The 20,046-nt window shown below is 40.2% G+C and carries 28 protein-coding genes; 4 read left to right on the plus strand and 24 right to left on the minus strand.

Annotation, left to right across the window (positions count from 1 at the left end; all coding sequences use genetic code 11):
* Positions 1–232: 232 nt before the first annotated feature.
* From FPL27_RS11430 to FPL27_RS11515, 22 genes are all read right to left on the minus strand, one after another.
* A complete protein-coding gene (locus FPL27_RS11430) occupies positions 233–886 on the minus strand; it encodes an HIRAN domain-containing protein (RefSeq protein ID WP_143961217.1) in 654 nt (217 codons plus the stop codon).
* Positions 883–1,953, minus strand: a complete 1,071-nt coding sequence (locus tag FPL27_RS11435) for a HipA domain-containing protein (RefSeq protein WP_143961218.1) — start codon at positions 1,951–1,953, stop codon at positions 883–885. Before FPL27_RS11435 ends, FPL27_RS11430 begins: the two co-directional genes overlap by 4 nt.
* Positions 1,954–1,964: 11 nt before the next feature.
* Entirely contained in the window at positions 1,965–2,231 is a 267-nt protein-coding gene (locus FPL27_RS11440) for a hypothetical protein (RefSeq protein ID WP_143961219.1), read from the minus strand.
* 218 nt (positions 2,232–2,449) lie between these two features.
* A complete protein-coding gene (locus tag FPL27_RS11445) occupies positions 2,450–3,694 on the minus strand; it encodes a hypothetical protein (RefSeq protein ID WP_143961220.1) in 1,245 nt (414 codons plus the stop codon).
* Between the two features lie 157 nt (positions 3,695–3,851).
* Positions 3,852–4,355, minus strand: coding sequence for an SLATT domain-containing protein (locus FPL27_RS11450; RefSeq protein WP_143961221.1), 504 nt, complete (start codon positions 4,353–4,355; stop codon positions 3,852–3,854).
* Positions 4,352–5,257 carry a hypothetical protein gene (locus FPL27_RS11455; protein WP_143961222.1) on the minus strand — a complete coding sequence of 302 codons (906 nt, stop codon included), beginning with the start codon at positions 5,255–5,257 and terminating at the stop codon, positions 4,352–4,354. The genes FPL27_RS11450 and FPL27_RS11455 overlap by 4 nt, the downstream gene beginning before the upstream one ends.
* Positions 5,258–5,522: 265 nt before the next feature.
* Positions 5,523–5,765 (minus strand): hypothetical protein, encoded by a 243-nt coding sequence (locus tag FPL27_RS11460; protein WP_143961223.1) that lies wholly within the window; start codon positions 5,763–5,765, stop codon positions 5,523–5,525.
* A 324-nt stretch (positions 5,766–6,089) separates the two neighbouring features.
* Positions 6,090–6,203, minus strand: a complete 114-nt coding sequence (locus FPL27_RS20300) for a hypothetical protein (protein WP_394348503.1) — start codon at positions 6,201–6,203, stop codon at positions 6,090–6,092.
* 118 nt (positions 6,204–6,321) lie between these two features.
* A complete protein-coding gene (locus FPL27_RS11465) occupies positions 6,322–7,011 on the minus strand; it encodes a hypothetical protein (protein WP_221936599.1) in 690 nt (229 codons plus the stop codon).
* Between the two features lie 51 nt (positions 7,012–7,062).
* Positions 7,063–8,148, minus strand: a complete 1,086-nt coding sequence (locus FPL27_RS11470; RefSeq protein ID WP_143961224.1) for a right-handed parallel beta-helix repeat-containing protein — start codon at positions 8,146–8,148, stop codon at positions 7,063–7,065.
* A 162-nt stretch (positions 8,149–8,310) separates the two neighbouring features.
* Positions 8,311–8,565, minus strand: a complete 255-nt coding sequence (locus tag FPL27_RS11475; RefSeq protein ID WP_143961225.1) for a DUF2798 domain-containing protein — start codon at positions 8,563–8,565, stop codon at positions 8,311–8,313.
* A gap of 37 nt (positions 8,566–8,602) precedes the next feature.
* Complete coding sequence (locus tag FPL27_RS11480; RefSeq protein ID WP_143961226.1) at positions 8,603–9,577, minus strand: zinc-binding alcohol dehydrogenase family protein; 975 nt, start codon at positions 9,575–9,577, stop codon at positions 8,603–8,605.
* Between the two features lie 24 nt (positions 9,578–9,601).
* Entirely contained in the window at positions 9,602–9,994 is a 393-nt protein-coding gene (locus FPL27_RS11485; RefSeq protein WP_185974357.1) for a YybH family protein, read from the minus strand.
* A 66-nt stretch (positions 9,995–10,060) separates the two neighbouring features.
* The gene (locus FPL27_RS19795; RefSeq protein ID WP_185974358.1) at positions 10,061–10,213 is read right to left on the minus strand and encodes a hypothetical protein; all 153 of its coding nucleotides are present in this window, start codon (positions 10,211–10,213) and stop codon (positions 10,061–10,063) included.
* A gap of 40 nt (positions 10,214–10,253) precedes the next feature.
* Entirely contained in the window at positions 10,254–10,412 is a 159-nt protein-coding gene (locus tag FPL27_RS19800; protein ID WP_185974359.1) for a hypothetical protein, read from the minus strand.
* 204 nt (positions 10,413–10,616) lie between these two features.
* Positions 10,617–11,216, minus strand: a complete 600-nt coding sequence (locus FPL27_RS11490; protein ID WP_143961228.1) for a Crp/Fnr family transcriptional regulator — start codon at positions 11,214–11,216, stop codon at positions 10,617–10,619.
* Positions 11,217–11,365: 149 nt separating this feature from the next.
* The gene (locus FPL27_RS11495; protein WP_143961229.1) at positions 11,366–12,154 is read right to left on the minus strand and encodes an alpha/beta fold hydrolase; all 789 of its coding nucleotides are present in this window, start codon (positions 12,152–12,154) and stop codon (positions 11,366–11,368) included.
* Positions 12,155–12,522: 368 nt separating this feature from the next.
* Positions 12,523–13,170: a YceI family protein gene (locus tag FPL27_RS11500; RefSeq protein ID WP_143961230.1), complete on the minus strand. Its 648-nt coding sequence runs from the start codon at positions 13,168–13,170 to the stop codon at positions 12,523–12,525.
* 92 nt (positions 13,171–13,262) lie between these two features.
* Positions 13,263–14,096 carry a 4,5-DOPA-extradiol-dioxygenase gene (ygiD, locus tag FPL27_RS11505; RefSeq protein ID WP_143962147.1) on the minus strand — a complete coding sequence of 278 codons (834 nt, stop codon included), beginning with the start codon at positions 14,094–14,096 and terminating at the stop codon, positions 13,263–13,265.
* A gap of 118 nt (positions 14,097–14,214) precedes the next feature.
* Positions 14,215–14,742, minus strand: coding sequence for an NADPH-dependent F420 reductase (locus tag FPL27_RS11510; RefSeq protein WP_262712083.1), 528 nt, complete (start codon positions 14,740–14,742; stop codon positions 14,215–14,217).
* A complete protein-coding gene (locus FPL27_RS20155) occupies positions 14,693–14,866 on the minus strand; it encodes an SDR family oxidoreductase (RefSeq protein ID WP_262712084.1) in 174 nt (57 codons plus the stop codon). Before FPL27_RS20155 ends, FPL27_RS11510 begins: the two co-directional genes overlap by 50 nt.
* Before the next feature lie 113 nt (positions 14,867–14,979).
* The gene (locus FPL27_RS11515; protein ID WP_143961231.1) at positions 14,980–15,558 is read right to left on the minus strand and encodes a Crp/Fnr family transcriptional regulator; all 579 of its coding nucleotides are present in this window, start codon (positions 15,556–15,558) and stop codon (positions 14,980–14,982) included.
* 309 nt (positions 15,559–15,867) lie between these two features.
* On the opposite strand from FPL27_RS11515, the gene FPL27_RS11520 reads away from it, so the two are divergent.
* A complete protein-coding gene (locus FPL27_RS11520) occupies positions 15,868–16,077 on the plus strand; it encodes a hypothetical protein (RefSeq protein WP_143961232.1) in 210 nt (69 codons plus the stop codon).
* Between the two features lie 172 nt (positions 16,078–16,249).
* Here the strand turns inward: FPL27_RS11520 and FPL27_RS11525 are convergent, their stop codons facing one another.
* Together FPL27_RS11525 and tcmP are read right to left on the minus strand one after the other, a co-directional pair.
* Complete coding sequence (locus tag FPL27_RS11525) at positions 16,250–16,978, minus strand: DUF5131 family protein (RefSeq protein ID WP_143961233.1); 729 nt, start codon at positions 16,976–16,978, stop codon at positions 16,250–16,252.
* Between the two features lie 98 nt (positions 16,979–17,076).
* Positions 17,077–18,201 (minus strand): three-Cys-motif partner protein TcmP, encoded by a 1,125-nt coding sequence (tcmP, locus tag FPL27_RS11530; protein WP_143961234.1) that lies wholly within the window; start codon positions 18,199–18,201, stop codon positions 17,077–17,079.
* A gap of 402 nt (positions 18,202–18,603) precedes the next feature.
* On the opposite strand from tcmP, the gene FPL27_RS11535 reads away from it, so the two are divergent.
* The 3 genes from FPL27_RS11535 to FPL27_RS11545 are packed head-to-tail and all read left to right on the plus strand — an operon-like array spanning position 18,604 to position 19,950.
* Entirely contained in the window at positions 18,604–18,954 is a 351-nt protein-coding gene (locus FPL27_RS11535; RefSeq protein WP_143961235.1) for a hypothetical protein, read from the plus strand.
* Positions 18,954–19,553 carry a hypothetical protein gene (locus FPL27_RS11540; protein WP_143961236.1) on the plus strand — a complete coding sequence of 200 codons (600 nt, stop codon included), beginning with the start codon at positions 18,954–18,956 and terminating at the stop codon, positions 19,551–19,553. The genes FPL27_RS11535 and FPL27_RS11540 overlap by 1 nt, the downstream gene beginning before the upstream one ends.
* A gap of 4 nt (positions 19,554–19,557) precedes the next feature.
* Entirely contained in the window at positions 19,558–19,950 is a 393-nt protein-coding gene (locus FPL27_RS11545) for a hypothetical protein (RefSeq protein WP_143961237.1), read from the plus strand.
* Positions 19,951–20,046: the final 96 nt, after the last annotated feature.

Below are 20,046 nucleotides of genomic sequence, written 5' to 3' on the forward strand. Positions count from 1 at the left end.
CCCGTTGTGCAAATGTCTTCAGACTTCGCACCCCTGAGATGTGGGTCTCCGACTCGAGGGTATCGGTTACTATACCAAAGCAAAGATTAGAAGAAGCACAGAGAGATTTAGGTGAGAAGTAGGAAGTGAAGTGAAAAATCGGCTGTCCTGAGAAAAAGTTCAACTCCCCGCTTTGCGATTTCTAAACCCCTAAACCAGACCGCAGGGCGAATAACCTTCTAAACTACCCAGTTTAAGCCTGCACTTTCAAAAACACCTTCTTAATCGTACTGTTTTCCTCTACTGCTTTCACTTGGAGTATCAATGGTCTTTTTGATTTATGGAAGACCTTGGAGTGGACCATCTTGATATATCCAATTGGTGTATCTCCTTTCAATACCTTAACTGCAAACCGGTCATAGGGATTGTCCGGCTCTTTTTCATAGGTCAATAAATCTCCGGGACGTAATATTCCTGGCTTGAGTTTAAACTGACTCAATCCAGCAAGGTCTGTCAAAAACCTAAGCTCCTTCACAGGATTGTATTCCGCCAAGAATTCAAAATTATCGGTAGGGTTCAAACCTTGGGTATGGGCGAGCATGTAGTATTTATCCCCTTTAAACTTGGGGTCAATTTCCCAAAAATCAAAAAGGTCTTGAATATCTGACCTTTCTTGTTTCATAATCCTTTGACCAAAAATTTCCAATACCCCGGATTTATATTCCTTTTCTAAATCCGGAAATTCAGTGTAAGGTGAAAAACCATCCTCCTGGGCTTGCTTAACCCCTTCAGACAAGTATTTGAAAAGAACCCCATTGGTAGCGCTTCTTTTCAAAACGCCAACCCGATGTCTTCTTTTCCCCTGACCTTCTCTCCAGGTTAAATAAATAAGCCCAATTTCTTTCATAATAAGCTTTTGTAAATCTCATTTAGATGTTGAAAACGCGAAATTAGCAATTTCGTAATCAACTCTTTTCTTTCACTTGGTAATTTCTTGTCCGGAGCAACTTTTTGGAGTTCATCATCTACAGCAAATACTATTTTCCGGATTTTGTCTGGGTCGAACTTTTCTACTATCCGCTTTAAAGGCCACCTGACGTATTCTTGATATTGATCTATAGCAGCAATTTTTTCAATAAGAAAAAAATGATTCAGCTTTTCGCCTTCCCAATGAATTTCTGCTTTACTCTTTCGTACATAGCTATTAAATGCTTGCTTATCCTTTAATAATAAAGCCACTCTTTCATCATTGAGTTCCCGACCAAAGCAACATCCACTATCATATATCGGAGCAAACCGATTTTCTTTGGGGATCATTAATCGTGCCTGAACAATTTCTTTCTTGAGTCTTCCTTCTTTATTCGTATACAGGAATTTGATGATTTTTTTAACAAAATCAGGAAACCCATCTAAACTTTCATTTTCTACAGAGTCTGAAACTTCAGCGATAGATTGAGAAAAGGCGGAATGTTTAGTGATGATTGCCCAATTTTCCTGATGACGGTCTCTATTGCCTATTAAAGCATCAAATACGATTACTTCTATTATATTTGAAATGTATTTTTCTAGCTTCAATACGGTTAATGATTCAGCAATTAAATGAAAGCCATATAAGTGCCTAGTTTTTGTATCTTCAGGTCGAAATGCAGAGTCAACAACCTGAAGGTATTTTCCCCCTTCAATTAATTCTTCTCCTGATATACTTATCATTGATTTTGAGATACAACCAACGATGTCATTTCTAATAGCTATATGATAAGGCAAAATATCAAAGCCACATAATGCTCCAACTTCATAAGCAATTATCTCGGACCAGAACTCGTATTTGTAATCCATCTTACCCTTTTTGTAAGACTGCTTAAAATAATAAAGCTCCCCATCCTCTGGATTTTGATATATTTTCTTATCTCTGGTGCCCCCTGTATTCCACCAAGGTTGTTCGTTCCAGGTATTGATTTCAAAAAGTTGTGCCATCTTAATTGGAATTACAACCGCTCTCCATAACTAACCTGGTAAAAAGCCCTCCCCAGATCCTCATATTCCAGCGAAAGCGACAGTTCCGCGCAAATACGTTCCACATCCCCATCCGAAAGCACCGGATTGAGCCCATGGATCCTTTCAAAAAGAATGTCGGTAAAGATATTCGTCTCCGGGTCCCATTGCCGCCCCTTCAGCGAAAGGTAAGTATACCCCAACCTCACCAGGTGCAACACAGCCGGTATTTTAACTCTAGAATCCTCGTTGAAAGCCATAGGCAAAAGTTACTTTAAAAATGGTGATGGGAAGATATTAAGGAATTAGGGGATTTGCAAAGGGGGGGGGGGGATAGATTACCTTAACGACCTCGGGTATGAAAAGTAGGGCATTTCGAAGCTTCTAACAATACGCCTGAAACCAAGCTTGTAAAGTACCGAAACTTGCGGTAAACACCGCCCCCTTATGTTTTATTCCTATTTTTAGCAGAAGTTTCTTATTTTGGTAAATGATATAATTGAATTGCTAGTTTTAATTCTCGGTTCTTATCTCCGTTTATATGAAATCGATAGTTATACCAATTCTCATCTGTTTTATCTACAAATCCCAAGTAATTTTCATGCTCTTTGGTGGATCTCTCAACTTTCTCAAGAATAGAGGAAAAGTCTTTTTGTCGAACAAACATAACAACTGACGCTTTAGTATCTCTCCATGTCAAGTAATTCAATAGTTGGGAAATTGTCTTCAGATACCCTTTTTCCCCACTCCAAAATTTACATTCAGCAATGAAAATAACTGAACTGTCATACCTTAATTGAATGTCCGTTTTACCTGATTTATTGAAAGTCTCTCCGCTCGCACTTCCAAATTCGAAATTTGGATCAAGAGTCATTAGAATATGGTCTCTCAAATCTTCCTCTTCTTTGCCCTTGTACACACTCGGCATCCTTTCAAAGTTTTTACCGATATCATTAATTAATTTTAGAATATGTCGATAGTTGTTGTCATCAAGTGTTGGTTCAGGTTTAAACCCTTTTTCTAATACAGATGGTTTTATTGAGAGCTTTTCTCTAAATCTCGGCTGTGGAACGGAAAATGTCTCTGAAGTATTGGATTTCTTTTTTAGGGGAACACCCAAAGATGACAATAAATCATTTTTAGCAAAGAGCTTTTGTTTCCTTTGACTTAGAAGCGATTTTGTATTTGAAGCAAGTGAATTATTAAAATTTATTATGTCGTTTCTAAGAGTTTGATAATTCCGATGAACCCCACTTACCTCATTGTCAAAATCTTGCTTTATTTTTTGTGGGTCATTATTGAAGTTGATAAACTCGGCAACGATTGTATTCCCTTTAATGTGAAAATTTCCTCCACCACCAAGAGATATTGAGGAAGCCGGACAACTTGATAACAAATCGGCATCTCCTTCGACTGGTATTATAAACTGAATTATTTCCTTCTTGTACTTTTTACCTTCATATACATAAAAAGACATAGGAAAGTACTCCGCTGGAATATCCTCTTCGTAACTGTCCGCATAAACGTCCTCGAACATAATTTCAGGAACTTTCATTAAATATTGTTCAGTTATGTGGTTAACATATTCAGTTTCGTTCACATTCAAAATATAATCCTCTGTCTCGCTTTCAACAGTTCTTTTGATGCTATCTAAAGCAGATTCAAATTTATCTGAGATTCTTCCCGAACTAAATATTCTCGTACGACTATTATATCTATACATCTTGGTTGTTCAAATTACCGATAGTGGTCAAGTATAAGTGTAGTGCTAGATTTCAGAGCGATTCACTGTCCGCCCACCGTAAAGTTTCTCAATAGCAAAAATGCTCAATTTTAGCAGTCCAGACCGCAATATGCTTATACAATGTTGGCGGTAGTTTTCATTCATTGTCAGGTAGAAAATTAAGTTCTTTTGGATATTTATTAAAAGATTTGACCTTCTTTTTCGCTTCATTGTAATGACTTTCTCTAACATACATCGTTTTTAAAGAATCCCACCTTGATTTAACTGAATTAATCTTGTCGTCAAGTTCTGGGTTATTAATTTGTGTTGTCAAAATCATTTCTATTTCATGCCGAATTCTCTCATACTCAATCCCTAATTCTCTGTGTTTCTCTGCCTTTTCACCTGGTCTAATAAACGATTGATAACCTGTTAAAATAGCTACAGCAAACAGAATTAAAGGCAAAAGATATTCTTTGACCCAAGGTTGTTCGATGAAAGGAAATCGATAAGTAAAAGCAACAACAGTAGATAGAATAAAAGCCCAAATACCTGCCCTACGCTCTGTGTGACTGAAAGATATAGATTGGAAACAATGCGCATATTCAAGCTGATGAACCTTTCTCATCCAATCTAATAGCATAAGTTCCTTCTTACTCATAATTGACTGTCGATTTTATCCAATAGGTATATTGGAGAGATATTCATTTTTCTATTTACTTCGGATTCGGTGATTTGCTTTGGTCCGATAACAAAAGATTCTCCTAAACCATCTTTTCCTGTGAATGAAAAAAATGTGGCTGAGCATTTCGGTGAATTTTTATGACCTGATTTATGAAGCTTACTTGGCTTAATTTCATAAACCGCCATTTCATGATGCACTTCTTCGCTGACTTTTATAAGTTCTGCATTAATATTCTTATTCACAGCTTTGGAGGTGTGTTGGTTAACTTCATTCAGAGAATCATTATAGATAACTTTAAAGAATGAGTGATTTGCATTTTTGGAATTCTTAATATACTCAAATCTGTCATTGACTATTTTCCCTGTTACTACCCAACTCTTTGCGAAAAAAGTATGAGAATGGATCGAAAAGTCTTCCACTTTTTGCAAGTCCATATAATCATCGAGTGAATCATCCCAAATGTGCAAGCGTAAAAAGTCAAAGGTTTCTAATGTCTCTTCCTTCTTGTATATTGGAATAGATAAAAAGCCCTGTGAACCAATAGATGATATAATATAGTTTGAGGGAATTATTCTAATTGATTCTGAGATTAGTCGCCAAACTGCTTTTGTGTCAAGATACAAATTATTGTCTCTACATGAAATTATTTCACGAGTTCCTAGAAGTCTGTATATTAACGATTTTACAAACTTGTCAGTTTGCTTTTTTATAGCTTTTTGAAGGTCAATAATTGTTTGTCTTTCGCTTTTCTCAAAAAAGATTCTAAGCAGAACATCTTTAGAAACGATTTCATTTTTAAAGCTTTCGCTATAACCTTTAAGTATTGGCTCGTAAAAGCCAATAAACTCTTCTTTTGTGATTATTTGATTCTGCTTCATGTTTAGTTCATATTACCTCCAACGCAAAGTGTTTTAAACGCAATCCTGTCAAAAAATAACTATTCTATTTGACATTTCAAGATTGCGGTTTAAACAACTTGTCCCATTCTTTCAGGATAGTTGGACTAAGCCGGGACACTCCTATATGTATTATTCCTTTTAGTTTGGGGCGCTTCGGTTGTTTTAGGTCAGATCTCGAGATTTTGGACAGCCCTCATTTCTCAGCGCCCAGCGCTCCAACTTCAGACCTTGGAATCACTCGAATTTACTTCACCCCCAAAAACCCCGAAATCTCCTGCTCTGCGTCCATTTCCGAGGTAAGGGTTCTCTTCATCTTAAATCTCTTGACTCCTGACTTTTCCATCCAGTTTGTCCAGAATATTTCGAGGATTTCATAATCCGTTGGAAATACAGTGACATTCCTTGCTTTATCTAAGGACCGGTCATTGAATTTCATCCAATGACCTATATAGTTTCCAGCCTGTGCTATCTCCTGAGTCCAAAACAATCCATTCCCTTTACCTCCTCCAAGATTAAGAAATTAATTACAGATAAAAAATACCTAGATCGGGGTATTTTTGAGATGTCGGATGTGGGGATGACGGATGTAGGGATGTCCGAAGTCCGATGGAGTGATGTCGGGTGCCAAATGTCAGATGTCGGATGTCAGATGGAGAGTGTCCGAGGTGAATATTTAATATACAGGCTTTGGAAAATAAAGTGGCTTACCCAGCTCTGCAACCAATCCCGGCACAGTTTAAACCGAAACAGGTTGGGCCTCCGAGAGATCGGGGGCTTAATTTATAGTTTATAGCGACTAGGATCCCACATATTATACGCTCTTCTGCAGCTCCATCTCAGGCATTTCATCATATGTCCTGCCATTGAGTTCTCTTCCCTCCTTCTTTTTGTTTTTACCGCCCCACTGCTTGAAAAAGAAAGCCACTACCGGCTTCTATGAACCACGAAATTTTACGGCCCAGACATACAATCAAAAGGACATATTCAAAGTCAAACCAGCTAAAGGGATTCGAAGGTTTTGGGGGCATAGTATTGCTGTTACCTCAGTAGAGGACTAAGTCCTTGAAGTAACCTTCGGTGCCGATATCCACCCACAGACCAATGGAGCCTGACTTGCTGGTTCCCAACATTTCATTAACGAGGAAAGCAGCAGCCTCCTGTTCGTTAAGGAAGAGTTTTGCGGATTTCCCCTGGAATTCTATCCGCATGGTAATCCATTCATCCAGGCCGATATCCGCATAGGTTTCAAATTCTCCTTTGGACTCTGCTCGGAGACGGTCGAATTTATGGTCCGGATATGCATAATACTGAATAGTATGGTTTCTCCGAAACTGATCCTCTGCCCTACCGTTGGTGGGCCTGAGGTAGATTGATTCATATGCTGAATTGTCCTCCGTCACCCTAAAGGCCAATCCAATAAAACCACGCGCAAAGGGAGGAGCGCTGGACAATAAACGGCTCAAGACTTTCACTTCCACTTTTCCGTTTTCTAAATCCACGCCCTTCAGTTTTAGAAAAGTGGGCTCGTCCACCGTCTCGCCCAACCTGTCTGGATCAAAAGGAAGTGATTGTAAATCCCGCTCGAGCCTTATTGCTTTTTCACCGTCCAACTCGACAACCGAAGCCTTAACATGGGACTTTTCAAATTCATGGCCTTCAAATTCCAAGCTTTGTGCCTGTGCTCCTAAAGAAATGAAGCTTAATGCGATAAGAAAACATTTCCCTTGTTTCATAATAGCTCAATTTAATTACCTTTAAATATACCTATAAGTCAAACCTTAATTTTATTTTCCCCCCTGGTAAAACAGCCCGGCACCTAATTCACTTCCCAGGGAGCCCGGGGAAAGCTGCAGATAGTACCTGCTGGTGGGATCTTTGACAATTTCCAGACTGCCTTCCTTTTGGATGATTACGTTTTCTCCCCTTATTAGCTTTGAAGGATCTGCAGGGGTTCCCAAATTTGCGGGGCCTCCTCCTTTATTGACCAATTGGTCGTAACCTACTACCAAGGAATTAGACAATTCGAAGCTGTTTTTTTCATCTTGATGTAATATCCATAGGGCCTCGGCATCGGTTACCACATTGTTATAGAATTCAAAATCCTCAGCCAAGGACCAGGTCCATACTGCAGCTCCATAAATATTGACAATTAGGTTGTGGTGCATGGCAGAGTTTTCAGCCGGTCGGTCTGAATGCCAAAAAACCACGGCATCCTTGACACCATAGAACACACAATGGTCCACCACTACTCCTTGTCCACTAGCCAATACAGGCAGATGGTTTGGGGCTGCATGGATGTCTCCCAAAAAAAGGCATTGGGTCACTCTTAGATCATCCAGATCCCTGCCTTCTCGAATGATGGGATAATTGCGGATCACCATCCCCTCTTTTGGTTGTTCGTGGACAGGTGATCCCAGCATGCGCATGCCTTGGATCGTCACATGGCTAGTCTCTATTTGAATGCCATTTGAAGCACCACCCAAACGGTCATCCGGGATGTTTTGGAATGGCATGGTAGAAATCAGCACGGGCATTTTCCCATGATGCCACTCGGGGTCATCAGGGAGGATTTCAGCCCGGATAATCAACCTGTTTTCGCGGGTAAAAGTCCAACCCTCCGGCTCAAACCTAACGGTGGTATCCAATGCGTATATGCCTTCGGAAAGAAAAACCGTAACAGCCCCATTGCCTTCAGCTTCATTTATCAGGCGGGCAGCTTGATGAAGGGTACGGAGCGGCTGTTCTCTTTGTCCAGATTGATCATCTTTTCCTTGCTCTGGATTGACATAAAGAACCCCGTTACTCAATTGTGAAAATCCCTGCAAACAGAAGACGTGCAAGAACAGAACGATAGCAATTAGTTTTTTCATCTTTGACATTTTTATGCTGACAAAGTTCTTCCTAATAATTGGGCTGGACCCTTAACATAGGTTAAGAAATTCAACAAACCGTTTATAGGGAATTGATAGCTTATCTAGAGTGCTATTTTATCTGCCCCCCATTCCAAAAGAAGCATTAAGCCAAATCCTTTCCTACTTCAAGGATTTCTTCTGTTCGATAGGATGCATTCTTTTAGAAATTCTAGCCGTTACTTTTCCCGCAATGGGGATAATAAAAAAAGCCGTAACATAGGCAACTGGAGCCATTACTATCCATGAACTGAATAGCATTTGACTCCACCCTTCTTCAAAACCATAGTTGCGGGCAATTGCTACTAAGGCCATGATGAAGGTCATGGGCAAGACTACAAAAAAGGTATTGAGAAGTTTTAAATATTTGTTATTCATTATTGAAAGATTATTTTCATTTGTGTAATAATTGGAGTTATGCTTCGGTTAGAACTACGATTTTCCCACCTGCCGAATTACTTTCCATAAATTGATGTGCTGCTGAGATTTCGGACAGTGAAAATGTTCTGCTGATATTCAGCTTTACCATGCCTGCTTCTACCTCACGGATGAACTGCTGAAAGCTTTGCTGGTCCACCCGAACCTGGCCGCTATCGTAGATCGTAAGCTGAACAGTAGAGGGAATAGCATCCATGGGGGAAAAATCGGCCATTGACCACTGTTCTGCCAGCATGCCCGTCATGCATACTGCTCCACCCGGAGCGGTACACCTCAGAGAATCTTTTAGGGTAGCGGTACCCACCAGCTCCAGGACTTTGTCCACGCCTTCGGGATAGATAGCTTTTAGCTTTTCCTCCAAATAGCCATCATCTATCAGTACGTGATCCACTCCATTGTTTAATAACAACTCTTTTTTCTCCGCTTTTCTGGTAGTAGCCAGAACGGTAAGACCGCAATTCTTAGCAAGCTGTGTGGAGAGCATACCTATGGAGGAAGTTCCTCCCCTGATCAGCAGGGTCTCCCCTTTCTGGATCTTCAGTGCCAGATGCAGGGAACCGTATACTGTCTGAAACATTTCAGGAATAGCCCCAAGTTGCTCCCAGCTTAGGTGACTTTCGAACGGGTATAACAAAGCCCCGGGCAGTAGGGCAAACTCTGCATAGCTGCCATCAAACTCACGGCCCATGCCACCCATAAAGGCAGCTACTTTTTGCCCCGGTTCAAACTTCCCTGCAGGATCATGTGCTACTTCTCCAACACACTCAATGCCCAGTACCCTTGGAAAACTGACATTTGGCGACAGGCCTTTTCGGGTCATCACTTCGGACCTGTTTAGGCCAAAGGCTTTTACTTTGACCAGCACCCAATCGCTTATAGCCACTGGCAGCTGCCTGTCTTCCAAAATCAAATTTTCTGTTCCTCCTGGCTGATATATTACGGCGGCTTTCACTTTTCTTGGTTTTATCTGGTGTGGTTACTTTCCTCTTACATTATTGAAGATGTAACGGTAAATTTTCCAACCTTCTTTCCCTTTACGAAGAACAAAGAAGTCACGGCTTGTCTGCTTAACTTCCTGGTTTTTTTCAAGCTTGGTAGTGGTAGTTTTTGCCATGGTCTGTACAAATGCATACTCCCCATCAATCACGGTGTCCGGTACTGTAAAGTCAATCTGAAAGCGGACATTCTTAAAAAAGCCTTTGCTTGTACCTAATAGATCTTCTGTAGGCAGGCCTTTATAGCCATCGGGCATAAACAGCCCATCCGCTGTGTAAAAGGAAGGTATTAAAGCTGTGTTTGCTGAATTCAAGGCTTCAGCATAATCGGTAAGCAATTTTTCAACTGCTGTTTTTTCAAATTGCGTGCTCATTTTTTTCGGGTTAATCATCGTATTTACCTGTTTCAGTTATAGGTAATTAAAAATAGGTTTTCATTCTTATTTTTCCAGCCTGAAATCCGCCACCGTGTGGTACCTTATCTTGTCGCCTTCCAGGAAAAAAGTATCCGTACCCATGGGGATTTTGGCAACAGCCGATTCGCTTGCCCATGCGATGTAGCCTACAGGGCCGGTAGTAATCAGTTGCTTCATTTCGAAGGCAGAACCCGTTGGTATCGCTTTGAAAAAAGTTTCAAAGAAATTGCGGATTGCCGCGAGCCCTTTCAAAGAGCCTTCTGGTGTCAACACCTTCCTCTGTGTAATCTTTCATGATCTCATCAAGGTCATTGTTGCCAAAGGCAGTAAGGTGATGCGTTAATATATCGCTTGTTGCTGATTCGGGGGTTGCCATATTGTTTCTGGTTTAAATATTTCTGTTTAGGCTCACCTGTTGATTGTCTTACTGTTTCTGTAAGTGAAGCATACTTCTCTAGCAAGTGGAATATTTTCCAGACAAATTCATTACAGGCATCATTTTCTATATGCAAAGATCCGGAACCCAGGAGTCGTAGACCAATGAACTATCTTAAGAAATATCCTTAATCTAGTTCAAGCGTCAATGATTTTGCGTCAGGTCTTTTCGGATTTTGCTTAGAAATTCAGGGGTTATCCCAAGGTAGGATGCAACCTGGGTGTTGGGCAGGCGATTGGACAGATTGGGGTAATGCTCAAGGAAGGAAAGGTACCGTTCATTGGCTGTAGAGCTGATGTTTTGCAGCACCCTGTTTTGGAGCTCAATATATTTCTGTTCAATGATAATCCGGAAGTTTCGGTCAAACTTATGGTAGTTGGTGTAAAGATGAAGCAAGTCCGGGTGCTTGATTTGTAGCATAACAGATGGCTCCATAGTTTCTATATAAACACTGCTGGGTTTTTCCGAGTAAAAGCTACTCAAATCAGTTATCCAGTCATTTTCTGCTCCAAACTGGAGATTATGCTCTTTACCGGATTTATCAACTGCATACATTTTTAGGCAACCTTTCACAATAAAGGTGAAATGGCGGCATACCTCACCCTGCTGTAGGATCAAGGCACGACGTTTTACCTTACGCTCAATGAAGCGCGTTGACAGTTCATTCCTTTCCTTTTCATTTAATGGAAAGAAATTCTTGAAATATTTTATCAATTTATCTAAGGCGTCGTGGTGATCATTCAATTTGGTAGGGTTAAAGGTTCATTCAGTTAAGTTCCTGATTTTAATTTTTAGAATTGCTAATAATTATGTTTTTTCTAAAGCTTGATTAATCTGCTAAAAAACCACATGATAAATAAAGAATAGAAACTTTTCAACTAATTAATGATTTATTAAATTTCTTTTAAGCATTTCAGTACTATCTCTCTTAATAACACAGGATTTTCTGAATATGCAAAATGACTTTGCCCAACTAAAGGATATACAGTGACACCTTTTACCATTGAAACGACACCTGCTGCAGCTATTCGTAATACACACCAAGATTCATCACCCAAGAGCAACCATATTTTTGCTTTTATTTTTTCGGGATTTACTGCCGTGGAATTAAAGGTGTCTAATACTTCCAATTCCCTTACAAAAATTGGGGTTCGTTTGATAAAAGTATTCCAGAATGGACTGTTACGAAACATTTCTACACTTGCGCCTGGGATACCCACTATTTTAAGTTGTGCAAGCAATGTGGCCCCATCTAAATCTCCTTTTTCTACCAGTACTTTCAATTCTTTCAAATAGCCCTCACTTACCTGTCGTAAAATAGAGTTCATCGGCTCATACATTATCAGCTTGCCGGAGAAACCCTCCCGCATGGTGTATGCTAAGGCAACAGCGCCGCCAAAGCTGTGACCCAATATGATTGTGGCACTGGTATGATCTACCATTGCCGCCAGATCATCTAACTCTTTGTCGAAGGTATAAGGACTGTTTGTGTCAATGCTTTGCCCTCTTCCTCTGCGGTCATACACATATACAGTGAAAGTGACAGCAAGCTTCTTTGCAAAAGCAAACCAATCTTCTTGCCCTGTATATGAACCATGAGAAATAACGATTGCCTGGCCGTTACCAAATTTGGTGTATCCTATTTCTGTACCATCTCCGGAAATTACAATTCCTGTTACCATTGATTTTTTTGATTAGTACATCTTCATATGATGAGATGTATGAACGGTTACTTTTCTTTTTTTAACATACTAATCAATAATAATAAAGCCATTGTTTGGTTTTAAGCTTTTTGAATCTCCTTATTACTCCGCCTTAAACGATATATTTAAATCCTTTAGCACCTCCCTACATAGAAGAAGAACTGGAACCAATGAATTATTTCTGCTCATGCACATAGGATAAATTTTTCTCCCTTTTATGCCAAATTCATTGTGGTCAAATCCAAAATTAATAATGTCAAATCAAGCATCGCAAAAGCAAAAGCCAGTCGGTTTACCGCCTGGCTTTTGAATAATCCTGTAAGGGTTTGGCGCTCTGTTGATTCCAGTTATTTGCCCGTAGCAGCTACTGTACTTTCAGTAGCAGTCACCAGCTTCATGTCAATGAGAAACTCATTATTGATGGCTTTGTCTCCCAAATCTGCAAAGAAGGAAGGTGAACCATATCGCACATCAAACTTGCTCCGATCTACGGCAATGGTAGCTACAGCCTCAGTTGAATTTCCGCTGATAAGGACAGTGGCAGGAAAACTAATGTTTTCAGTTTTTCCTTTAATGGTCAATGCACCATCAATCCGGTAATTGTTGGCGCCTGCTTTGGCACCGGCTATTAGTGTTGCCTTGGTTACTTTGAACTTGGCTTTAGGATGCTTTTCAACACCAAAGAAGTCGTCGGATTTAAGGTGCCCCACCAGTTTTGCATTATACTCAGCATCGGTAAGATCGGTGTTGGTGATGGTGTTCATGTCAATCTCGAAGGCACCTCCCACAAGCTTGTTCCCCTCTACCTGTAGTGACCCTGAAGTCAGGGAAATTTTCCCGGTATGCTCGCCGCCAATTTTCTTGCCAGTCCAAACCATGCTGGAACTGTGAATGTCTACGGGAAGAGTTTTTGAGGCTACTTCCTGTGCTACAACTTCGTTAGAAGTAATGGCTACTATAGCCAAAACTGCGAATAAATACTTAGTAATTTTCATAAATTTAATTGGTTAAGTTTTGATATAAATTGAATTTTAAAATGTGTCTTTTTAGACCCCATTAGCTACTGGAGGAGGTATAAACTGTTTTCTTAGCCAATTTTCACAGAAGTCATGGTCAAGGAACCGCCTACCACTCTGTCATTGAAAAATGACACTTCATCTTTGCTTCCCCTCAACCCTAAGGTGTAAAGCAGGGGCCAGTAATGTTCCGGGGTAGGGATAGCAAGTAAGGCCTCTTTTCCCAGTTGTTCGTATTTAATTAGTTGATCGTGATTCCTGTTACTGATTAGGTCTTTGAATTTTGTGTTTATATCCACAGCCCAATCGTAGCCCCATTCCGGTTCGTCAATTTTATCCCAGGCTACCATGCCTAAGTTGTGCACCATGTTGCCGCTACCCATAATTAGTACGCCTTTTTTTCGAAGGCTTGCCAGTTCTTTTGCCAGCTCATAATGGTATTGCGGCCCCTTGGAGTAATCAATGCTTAACTGCAGAACCGGAATGTTGGCTTCTGGATACATATGCCGAACCACAGTCCAGGCACCATGGTCAAGCCCCCAGTCATGGTCCATTTCCACTTTGGCGGATTGGATGATGGAAGCTGTTTCCCTGGCCAGCTGTGGGTTGCCTGGGGCTTTATACTGGACATCAAACAAGGCCTTAGGGAAGCCACCGAAATCATGGATGGTTTCAGGAAAATCCATGGCCGTGATACGTGTACCTTTACTCAGCCAGTGTGCCGAAACAACCAGAACCGCTTTTGGTGTAGGGATCTCCTTGCCCAGTTGTGTCCATTTCCGGCTAAATTCATTATCCAGAATGCCATTCATGGGGGAACCATGGCCTACAAACAAAACAGGCATGATTTGCTCCTGCTCATTTAGGCTATTTGTAAATCGATTGAAAGCGGATAATGTGGACATACCTATTGCTCCAGTGACTATTGTTTTAATAAATTGATCCCTTCGCATTATTGCTTGTTTTTTTGAATCAAATGGATGCAGAGGGACGACCCATCCTGAATTACGGCGGATTGGCTTACTAGTGTAGGATTTTCCATCCTGCCAGCCAGTTGTAGTTATACTTCATGTTCAGCTGAATAAGCAAAAGTTGCATGTTTTCCAGCGTTCTGCTAACCGTAAGATCACCTGCTACGAGAGGGTTGAAACCCACGGTGCTTACCAGTTCAGCAGCAGTCTGCAAAGCGGATTCATCGTTTCCTGCTATAAAGGCATCCACTTGCTTGCCGTCAATCAGCGGGCTTGAAAAGTCGGCGGCAAAAGTGGTGTTGAATGCTTTTACTACTTTTGCATTAGGCAACAGTTTTTGCAGTTCTTCGGCTGCACTGGTATCAGGTGCTGTCACCAGGCCGTCATAGGTGCTGTTTAGTGGATTTGAGATGCTGATTACGATTTTTTGGTTGGCAACTTCCTGAATTTTTCGAGCCACATCTTTTTCAGCTTCAAAAGGAACCGCAACGATGATAATGTCCGCTTCCCAGGAAGCTTCCACAGAACAGTCAATGGCCTCTAAGTTTGCAGAAAGGATTGTTGCTTTTGATTTCCTCAACTACTGCATGGACTTTTTCCTGCTCATTGGTGCAAAGGAGTAATCTGTAATTGCCTTTTGCCAGCCTTTTTGAAATGGCAGAGCCCATATTTCCGGAGGCTCCGATGATAGCGATTGTTTGCATTGTCTTCCTGGTTTAAATTTCTTACAATGCAAAGGTACTACCGCGCCATGCTACCATGCATTGCGCTTAGTCAAGAAAAACCATTGACTTTTGTCAATGAAAAAGGTGGTGATTTATTTGCGGTTTGCCAGCTTTTTCCTGATTCGGCTTAATGTTTCAGGAGTCAGGCCCATGTAGGAGGCAATCATGTGCTGGGGCACTCTCTGGACAATGTCAGGATACTTTTCTGTAAAGTTTATGTAACGTTCTTCTATGGGCAAACTGATATTGGATGTAAGACGTCTTTGGAGCGCTATATAGGCGTTTGTGATAAGCAGGCGCATATAGGTCTCATACTTGGGCTGTGTTTTTAGAAGCTCTTCATGCGCATCCTTGGTTATCAAAACCAGTTCGGTATCCTCCAACGCATCGATATGGTAAGTAGCAGGTTCACCTGTAAAGAAACTGAATAAGTCCGAGATGGTCCAGCCTTCGAGGGCAAATTGAATGATGTGTTCCTTTCCGTTTTCAACAGCGTACTCCCGTAAGGCTCCATTTTCCACAAAAGCAATAACTTTACAGACATCTCCTTCCTGCAATAGGTATTGTTTTTTCCGTAGCTTTTTAGGGGTTAAATACTTCTTGATTTGTTCCTGTTCTTCATCAGATAGAGGAACTTTCTCATTGTATTTTTGAAAGAATAGGTTGTACATCTATAAATGAATTTTACTGTCAATACGAAATTAGATTATTGCCTTCACAAGAATTATTTGGACATTTTCATTTTTGGTTCCCCTGAATCAGTTATGGATCACTAACGCATCAATTTACGGAGCAGTTGTAAGATGTTTCAAGAATTAACTTCGAAACTGGCCCCTCTATAAAATAAACCCAATCTGATTGTAATAATTATCCAGGAGATGGTAAATCTTACCGTACCTAATAAGTCGATGGAATCTGAATTAATATGTTTGCCTTATAAACATGTTAGTGTCAATAAAATAAACACCTAGATGGATACCATGGAAAAAGATCTGCTAGATCTAAAAAATCGTTGTGAGACTAAGCTTAAATTTCTCTACGGATGGCAAAAGCTACCTTATGATAGGATCGTAAAAGGAAAAGGCATAATCTCGACCATAGACTTAACACTCCAATACATGAATGATGGCAATGAAGAAGGCAAAGAGAGATGTCAAAAAGAGCTTAGGGATATGGGATTTCAATTATAATATTTCAAGCCAATTTCCAACAACAATTTATTGTATGCCAAGCCTTTAATTCTTATATTTCATAAGCAATAGCTAATACGACAAAGTTGTGACCCACCCTCCAGTGAGTAATTTGGGCCCTTGAGAGATCGGGGGCTTTTTTTATAGTTTATAGCGACTAGGATCCCAAATATTATACGCTCTTCTGCAGCTCCATCTCAGGCATTTCATCATATGTCCTGCCATTGAGTTCTCTACCAGCTTTCTTCTTGTTCTTCCCTCCCCATTGCTTGAAGAAGAAAGCCACTCCTGCACGATCGCATTGCTCCTGGATATCCAGTACCCAGTCCGCATCCATCGGCCTGGGTTTATGACCGCTCTCCCCTCCTACTATCACCCAATCGATTCCGGAAAGGTTAAGGTCGGGTAACGGTCCAATAAGCGGTTCACATGAAAGGAACTTGACCCGTGCACCGGTCTGCCTAAGCAGATCTATTCGGTCTGTCACCCGCTCATCTTCCACCGACACTCCCATCCAGATATTATGCGTCCACTTCAGCTCCTGGTGATATTGCAGTAGTACATCAGCACGCTTAGTCAGCACCTGAAAGACATGCTGAGGATTATCGTTTATGACTTTGAAAACCTTTTTGATGAATTCCAAAGGCACGTCCACATGGAAAAGATCACTCATGGAGTTGACAAATACCACCTTGGGCTTTTTCCAGGAGTAAGGCGTAGCCAATGAATCGTCATGGGTGCGGACTTTTTTGAATCCATCTTTATACTTGTCCACCCTCATGGCCTGCAGCCGCTTGGACATGATTTCCGCATAGCAGAACTTACATCCTGCGGATATCTTGGAGCACCCGGTGGTTGGGTTCCATGTAAGTTCGGTCCATTCAATGCTTGATTTAGCCATAGGTTCTTTTTTTAATTTGTAAAGCTATTGGAATTCTTCCTGAGAAAAAAGACTGAAAAATTCATAATTCATTTTTACCTGCCAATTAGTGTCGAATCTTATTTCTTCTTTACCTGATAATCCACCAGCTGTTTTTTTGTCTTATGGTAAACGGAATCATAGGTAACCATTGGGGACTGCGCATCATAAGCCACCTCTCCATTTTTCTTCATTTCCTTCAAGCACTCAGCACCATGAGTTCCGATATGTCCTAACCGATAACAGAAACTTAAAAGCTGGAAATTATTGGATATTTGTCCTGAAAGAACCGCTTCTCTTACCTTTTTCTTAAAACTATCAATTTTAGACAGTCTAGCTGGGGAGAAAAAATCCAGCTGCTGATTACCAACCTCATCATCAATATCAAAATTGGCATCTCCATTTATCTTGTTTTTCTGCCAGGCGATTTTCAAAAACTTATCCACTGCACGTGGATGGGTAGCCCCAAATATTATCCCATGAATATTCGCTCCCTTTTTAATGGAAAAAGGATAAAGCATCAAGCCAGAATCCGGGTGAAGTTTTTTCCTTAATTGCTGAGTAATACTCCGATGAATGAATTTATAACCCTGACTTTTTGCCAAGGCAATATCAATATCCAAATGCATTTTAAATTCTTCCCTTTCACCAAACCTCCAAAAATAGGAGGAAGAAACGAAATAGAGAAAATCCGTTCTATTCGTCTTTTCAAATTCCAAAAAATATTTTGGGGAAAGAAACTTGATCCCATTTTGGTCTAGATAGACCAATGATGGATTCTTTTGGATCACTGGGAGAAGCTTTGGAAACAATTCTTGAAAGTCTTCATTACAGTACACCATTTCAACATGGCTTGCCAGCTCATCATCCTTTTCAAGAAAAGCCTTACAAGCTGCTTTCAGTTGCTCAAACTTCAATTGCTTCCTTTTATTCGGTTCAAATTCGTTCAAATAAAGATGAACCTTGACATTCTTCTTGAGGATATTCTCTTTTTGACCCTGGATTTTTTCTAATAACCTTATCGGGCTTCCTGCAACACCGTTTTTATCAAATCCGGTCCCCGCAAAAAAATCAAAGACGCAGATATCCGATGAACCTAGCATGATGAAAGTGGGTAACCATGCTTCAGCGTATGCCTCAAAAATTTCTAACTTAGCTATTGTGCTATCATCGAACGGTTCGTCATGAAGGTCTTTAATCGCCATTGTAAAGAGAGTTTAAGTTCTAAAAAGCTGAATTTCAAATTAAAAGATTAATATTAAATAATTAAATACCCTGATCTGGGTATTTTTCCCAAAATTCAAAAGAAATCTTAGAGCTGTGTCACGAAATGTCGCACTATATTTTTCAGGTGACATCAACCTTAGAATAAACCCTTTATCTTTAAGCACAACCTAAAACAAAATATAATGAGCAAGAAGACTGTACCTGTAGAAAGACACAAGAGGTCAACACCATCTCCTACCCCGAGGAAAAATCCCGATGCCCCAAAGCCAGGCCCTAAGACGGTGCCGGTAAAGGAACATAGGAGATCTCGGCCAAAGTAGGGGAATGTGGCTGAAGCCTCTCCGCTCTTAAATTGACTTTACTCACTTAAATGAATAGAAATGAACAGCTATGTAGCAGCAATGGATTACGAAACATTTATCAGAAGAGCATTTAATTGTGATTATGATAAACATAATTCAAAAAACGACCACTTCAAAAACCTAATTGACACTGAAAGAGGTGCATCGCACACCCGACATTTGGGAAGCTTTGAAAAGCAATTGGTCCAAATTAAGAAAAACATAGAAAAGGCGATTTCGAAATTCCTCAAAAGAAAGCCCACGACGGAGGAAAAATCACAACTTGAAACTATTCAATTGCAGCTAATTCATGCCCAATCTACCAATGAGCTAAGGCATCTATTGAAATTAGGCGTTGATATTACAGGTAGGTATAGAGACTTGGTATAATGAAAACACTTAAATGGACAATAATAGGTGCCATTCCCCTCCTTTTTTTACTTGCACCAGTCCTGCTTAATAATGTGGAAGAAATTGACATGGGTATGGCAACTAATATGGGGATGTTCTTCTTAACCTACTTCATGGTGATTTTTACTTGGGAATCGCTCCAAAAGTCCCGGCAAGAATCATATTTAGAATCCAGGCCTTATTTGATTGCTGATTTTGAGGCTGAAGAGGACACCTTGTATTTTTACGTTAAAAACATTGGAAAAACATCCGCTTTGGATGTTTCTATCTCAATAAACCCAGACCTTAAGCTATTCGACCAGTTTTCATTTAACAGTGAAGTGTTTAGGGAGAAAATTAATTTCTTTCCCCCGGGGAAAATAATTAAAACCAATGTTAACACCACATATGAGTTTCATGAAAAAAATGAGATATACACTTTGTACTTAACTTATATGGATCCCCTGAAAAACAAAATAGAGGAAGAAATCCACATGAACCTTAAGTACAGGAGAAATCTGCTTTATCAAAAACGAAAGAAAATGGATGATGTGGTGAAAAGCCTTGAGAAAATCGTGAAGGTCTTGAATAAAAATTGAAACTATGGACTTTGACACCTACAATCAGACTAAATCTAGGCTCATTGGAGAAGATTACGAAAATATGATGCGGTATTTTTTCCCAAACCAGAAGACAAAACGAAATGGGGTAGACCGTTTTTTGATGATTTGCCTCGTGGATACGGAAAGAAACATTAAACCTTACGGACAACCTTCACGAAATAAGCAGTGCCTTAATATCAAAAATCACATCCACCGCATCCTTCAAAAGTTAATCAATCAGGGAGTACAAGAAAGAGACTTAAATTATTTACTGGACATTGAAGAATCTCTTGAATACTGTGGATCTTCTTTTAGCTTTATGCTTATTCTGAGAAGGCTACATGACTTTGACAAGGACGGAATTATTACACCCTTTAACCACAGGAGGTATTAAATTGGCAAATCACGGCACCTTTTCAACCTAACCCGTAGATTTAACTAAAAACCTTCTCTTGTTGCTCTCATACTTAAAGTTTACCCTTCTAGGCAG

The sequence above is a fragment of the Litoribacter populi genome (assembly GCF_007483685.1).
Classification (GTDB): domain Bacteria; phylum Bacteroidota; class Bacteroidia; order Cytophagales; family Cyclobacteriaceae; genus Litoribacter; species Litoribacter populi.

Bases quoted from the DNA above. Each gene is read 5' to 3' on its own strand.
- FPL27_RS11445 (WP_143961220.1), bottom strand. From the start codon at position 3,694: ATGTATAGATATAATAGTCGTACGAGAATATTTAGTTCGGGAAGAATC.
- FPL27_RS11520 (WP_143961232.1), top strand. From the start codon at position 15,868: ATGGAAAAAGATCTGCTAGATCTAAAAAATCGTTGTGAGACTAAGCTT.
- FPL27_RS11470 (WP_143961224.1), bottom strand. From the start codon at position 8,148: ATGAAAAAACTAATTGCTATCGTTCTGTTCTTGCACGTCTTCTGTTTG.
- ygiD (WP_143962147.1), bottom strand. From the start codon at position 14,096: ATGTCCACATTATCCGCTTTCAATCGATTTACAAATAGCCTAAATGAG.
- FPL27_RS11535 (WP_143961235.1), top strand. From the start codon at position 18,604: ATGAACAGCTATGTAGCAGCAATGGATTACGAAACATTTATCAGAAGA.
- FPL27_RS11475 (WP_143961225.1), bottom strand. From the start codon at position 8,565: ATGAATAACAAATATTTAAAACTTCTCAATACCTTTTTTGTAGTCTTG.
- FPL27_RS11465 (WP_221936599.1), bottom strand. From the start codon at position 7,011: ATGAAACAAGGGAAATGTTTTCTTATCGCATTAAGCTTCATTTCTTTA.
- FPL27_RS11525 (WP_143961233.1), bottom strand. From the start codon at position 16,978: ATGGCTAAATCAAGCATTGAATGGACCGAACTTACATGGAACCCAACC.
- FPL27_RS11495 (WP_143961229.1), bottom strand. From the start codon at position 12,154: ATGGTAACAGGAATTGTAATTTCCGGAGATGGTACAGAAATAGGATAC.
- FPL27_RS19795 (WP_185974358.1), bottom strand. From the start codon at position 10,213: ATGAAGCAACTGATTACTACCGGCCCTGTAGGCTACATCGCATGGGCA.
- FPL27_RS11540 (WP_143961236.1), top strand. From the start codon at position 18,954: ATGAAAACACTTAAATGGACAATAATAGGTGCCATTCCCCTCCTTTTT.
- FPL27_RS11430 (WP_143961217.1), bottom strand. From the start codon at position 886: ATGAAAGAAATTGGGCTTATTTATTTAACCTGGAGAGAAGGTCAGGGG.
- FPL27_RS11455 (WP_143961222.1), bottom strand. From the start codon at position 5,257: ATGAAGCAGAATCAAATAATCACAAAAGAAGAGTTTATTGGCTTTTAC.
- FPL27_RS19800 (WP_185974359.1), bottom strand. From the start codon at position 10,412: ATGGCAACCCCCGAATCAGCAACAAGCGATATATTAACGCATCACCTT.
- FPL27_RS11500 (WP_143961230.1), bottom strand. From the start codon at position 13,170: ATGAAAATTACTAAGTATTTATTCGCAGTTTTGGCTATAGTAGCCATT.
- FPL27_RS11440 (WP_143961219.1), bottom strand. From the start codon at position 2,231: ATGGCTTTCAACGAGGATTCTAGAGTTAAAATACCGGCTGTGTTGCAC.
- FPL27_RS11545 (WP_143961237.1), top strand. From the start codon at position 19,558: ATGGACTTTGACACCTACAATCAGACTAAATCTAGGCTCATTGGAGAA.
- FPL27_RS11485 (WP_185974357.1), bottom strand. From the start codon at position 9,994: ATGAGCACGCAATTTGAAAAAACAGCAGTTGAAAAATTGCTTACCGAT.
- tcmP (WP_143961234.1), bottom strand. From the start codon at position 18,201: ATGGCGATTAAAGACCTTCATGACGAACCGTTCGATGATAGCACAATA.
- FPL27_RS11435 (WP_143961218.1), bottom strand. From the start codon at position 1,953: ATGGCACAACTTTTTGAAATCAATACCTGGAACGAACAACCTTGGTGG.
- FPL27_RS11450 (WP_143961221.1), bottom strand. From the start codon at position 4,355: ATGAGTAAGAAGGAACTTATGCTATTAGATTGGATGAGAAAGGTTCAT.
- FPL27_RS11515 (WP_143961231.1), bottom strand. From the start codon at position 15,558: ATGTACAACCTATTCTTTCAAAAATACAATGAGAAAGTTCCTCTATCT.
- FPL27_RS20155 (WP_262712084.1), bottom strand. From the start codon at position 14,866: ATGCAAACAATCGCTATCATCGGAGCCTCCGGAAATATGGGCTCTGCC.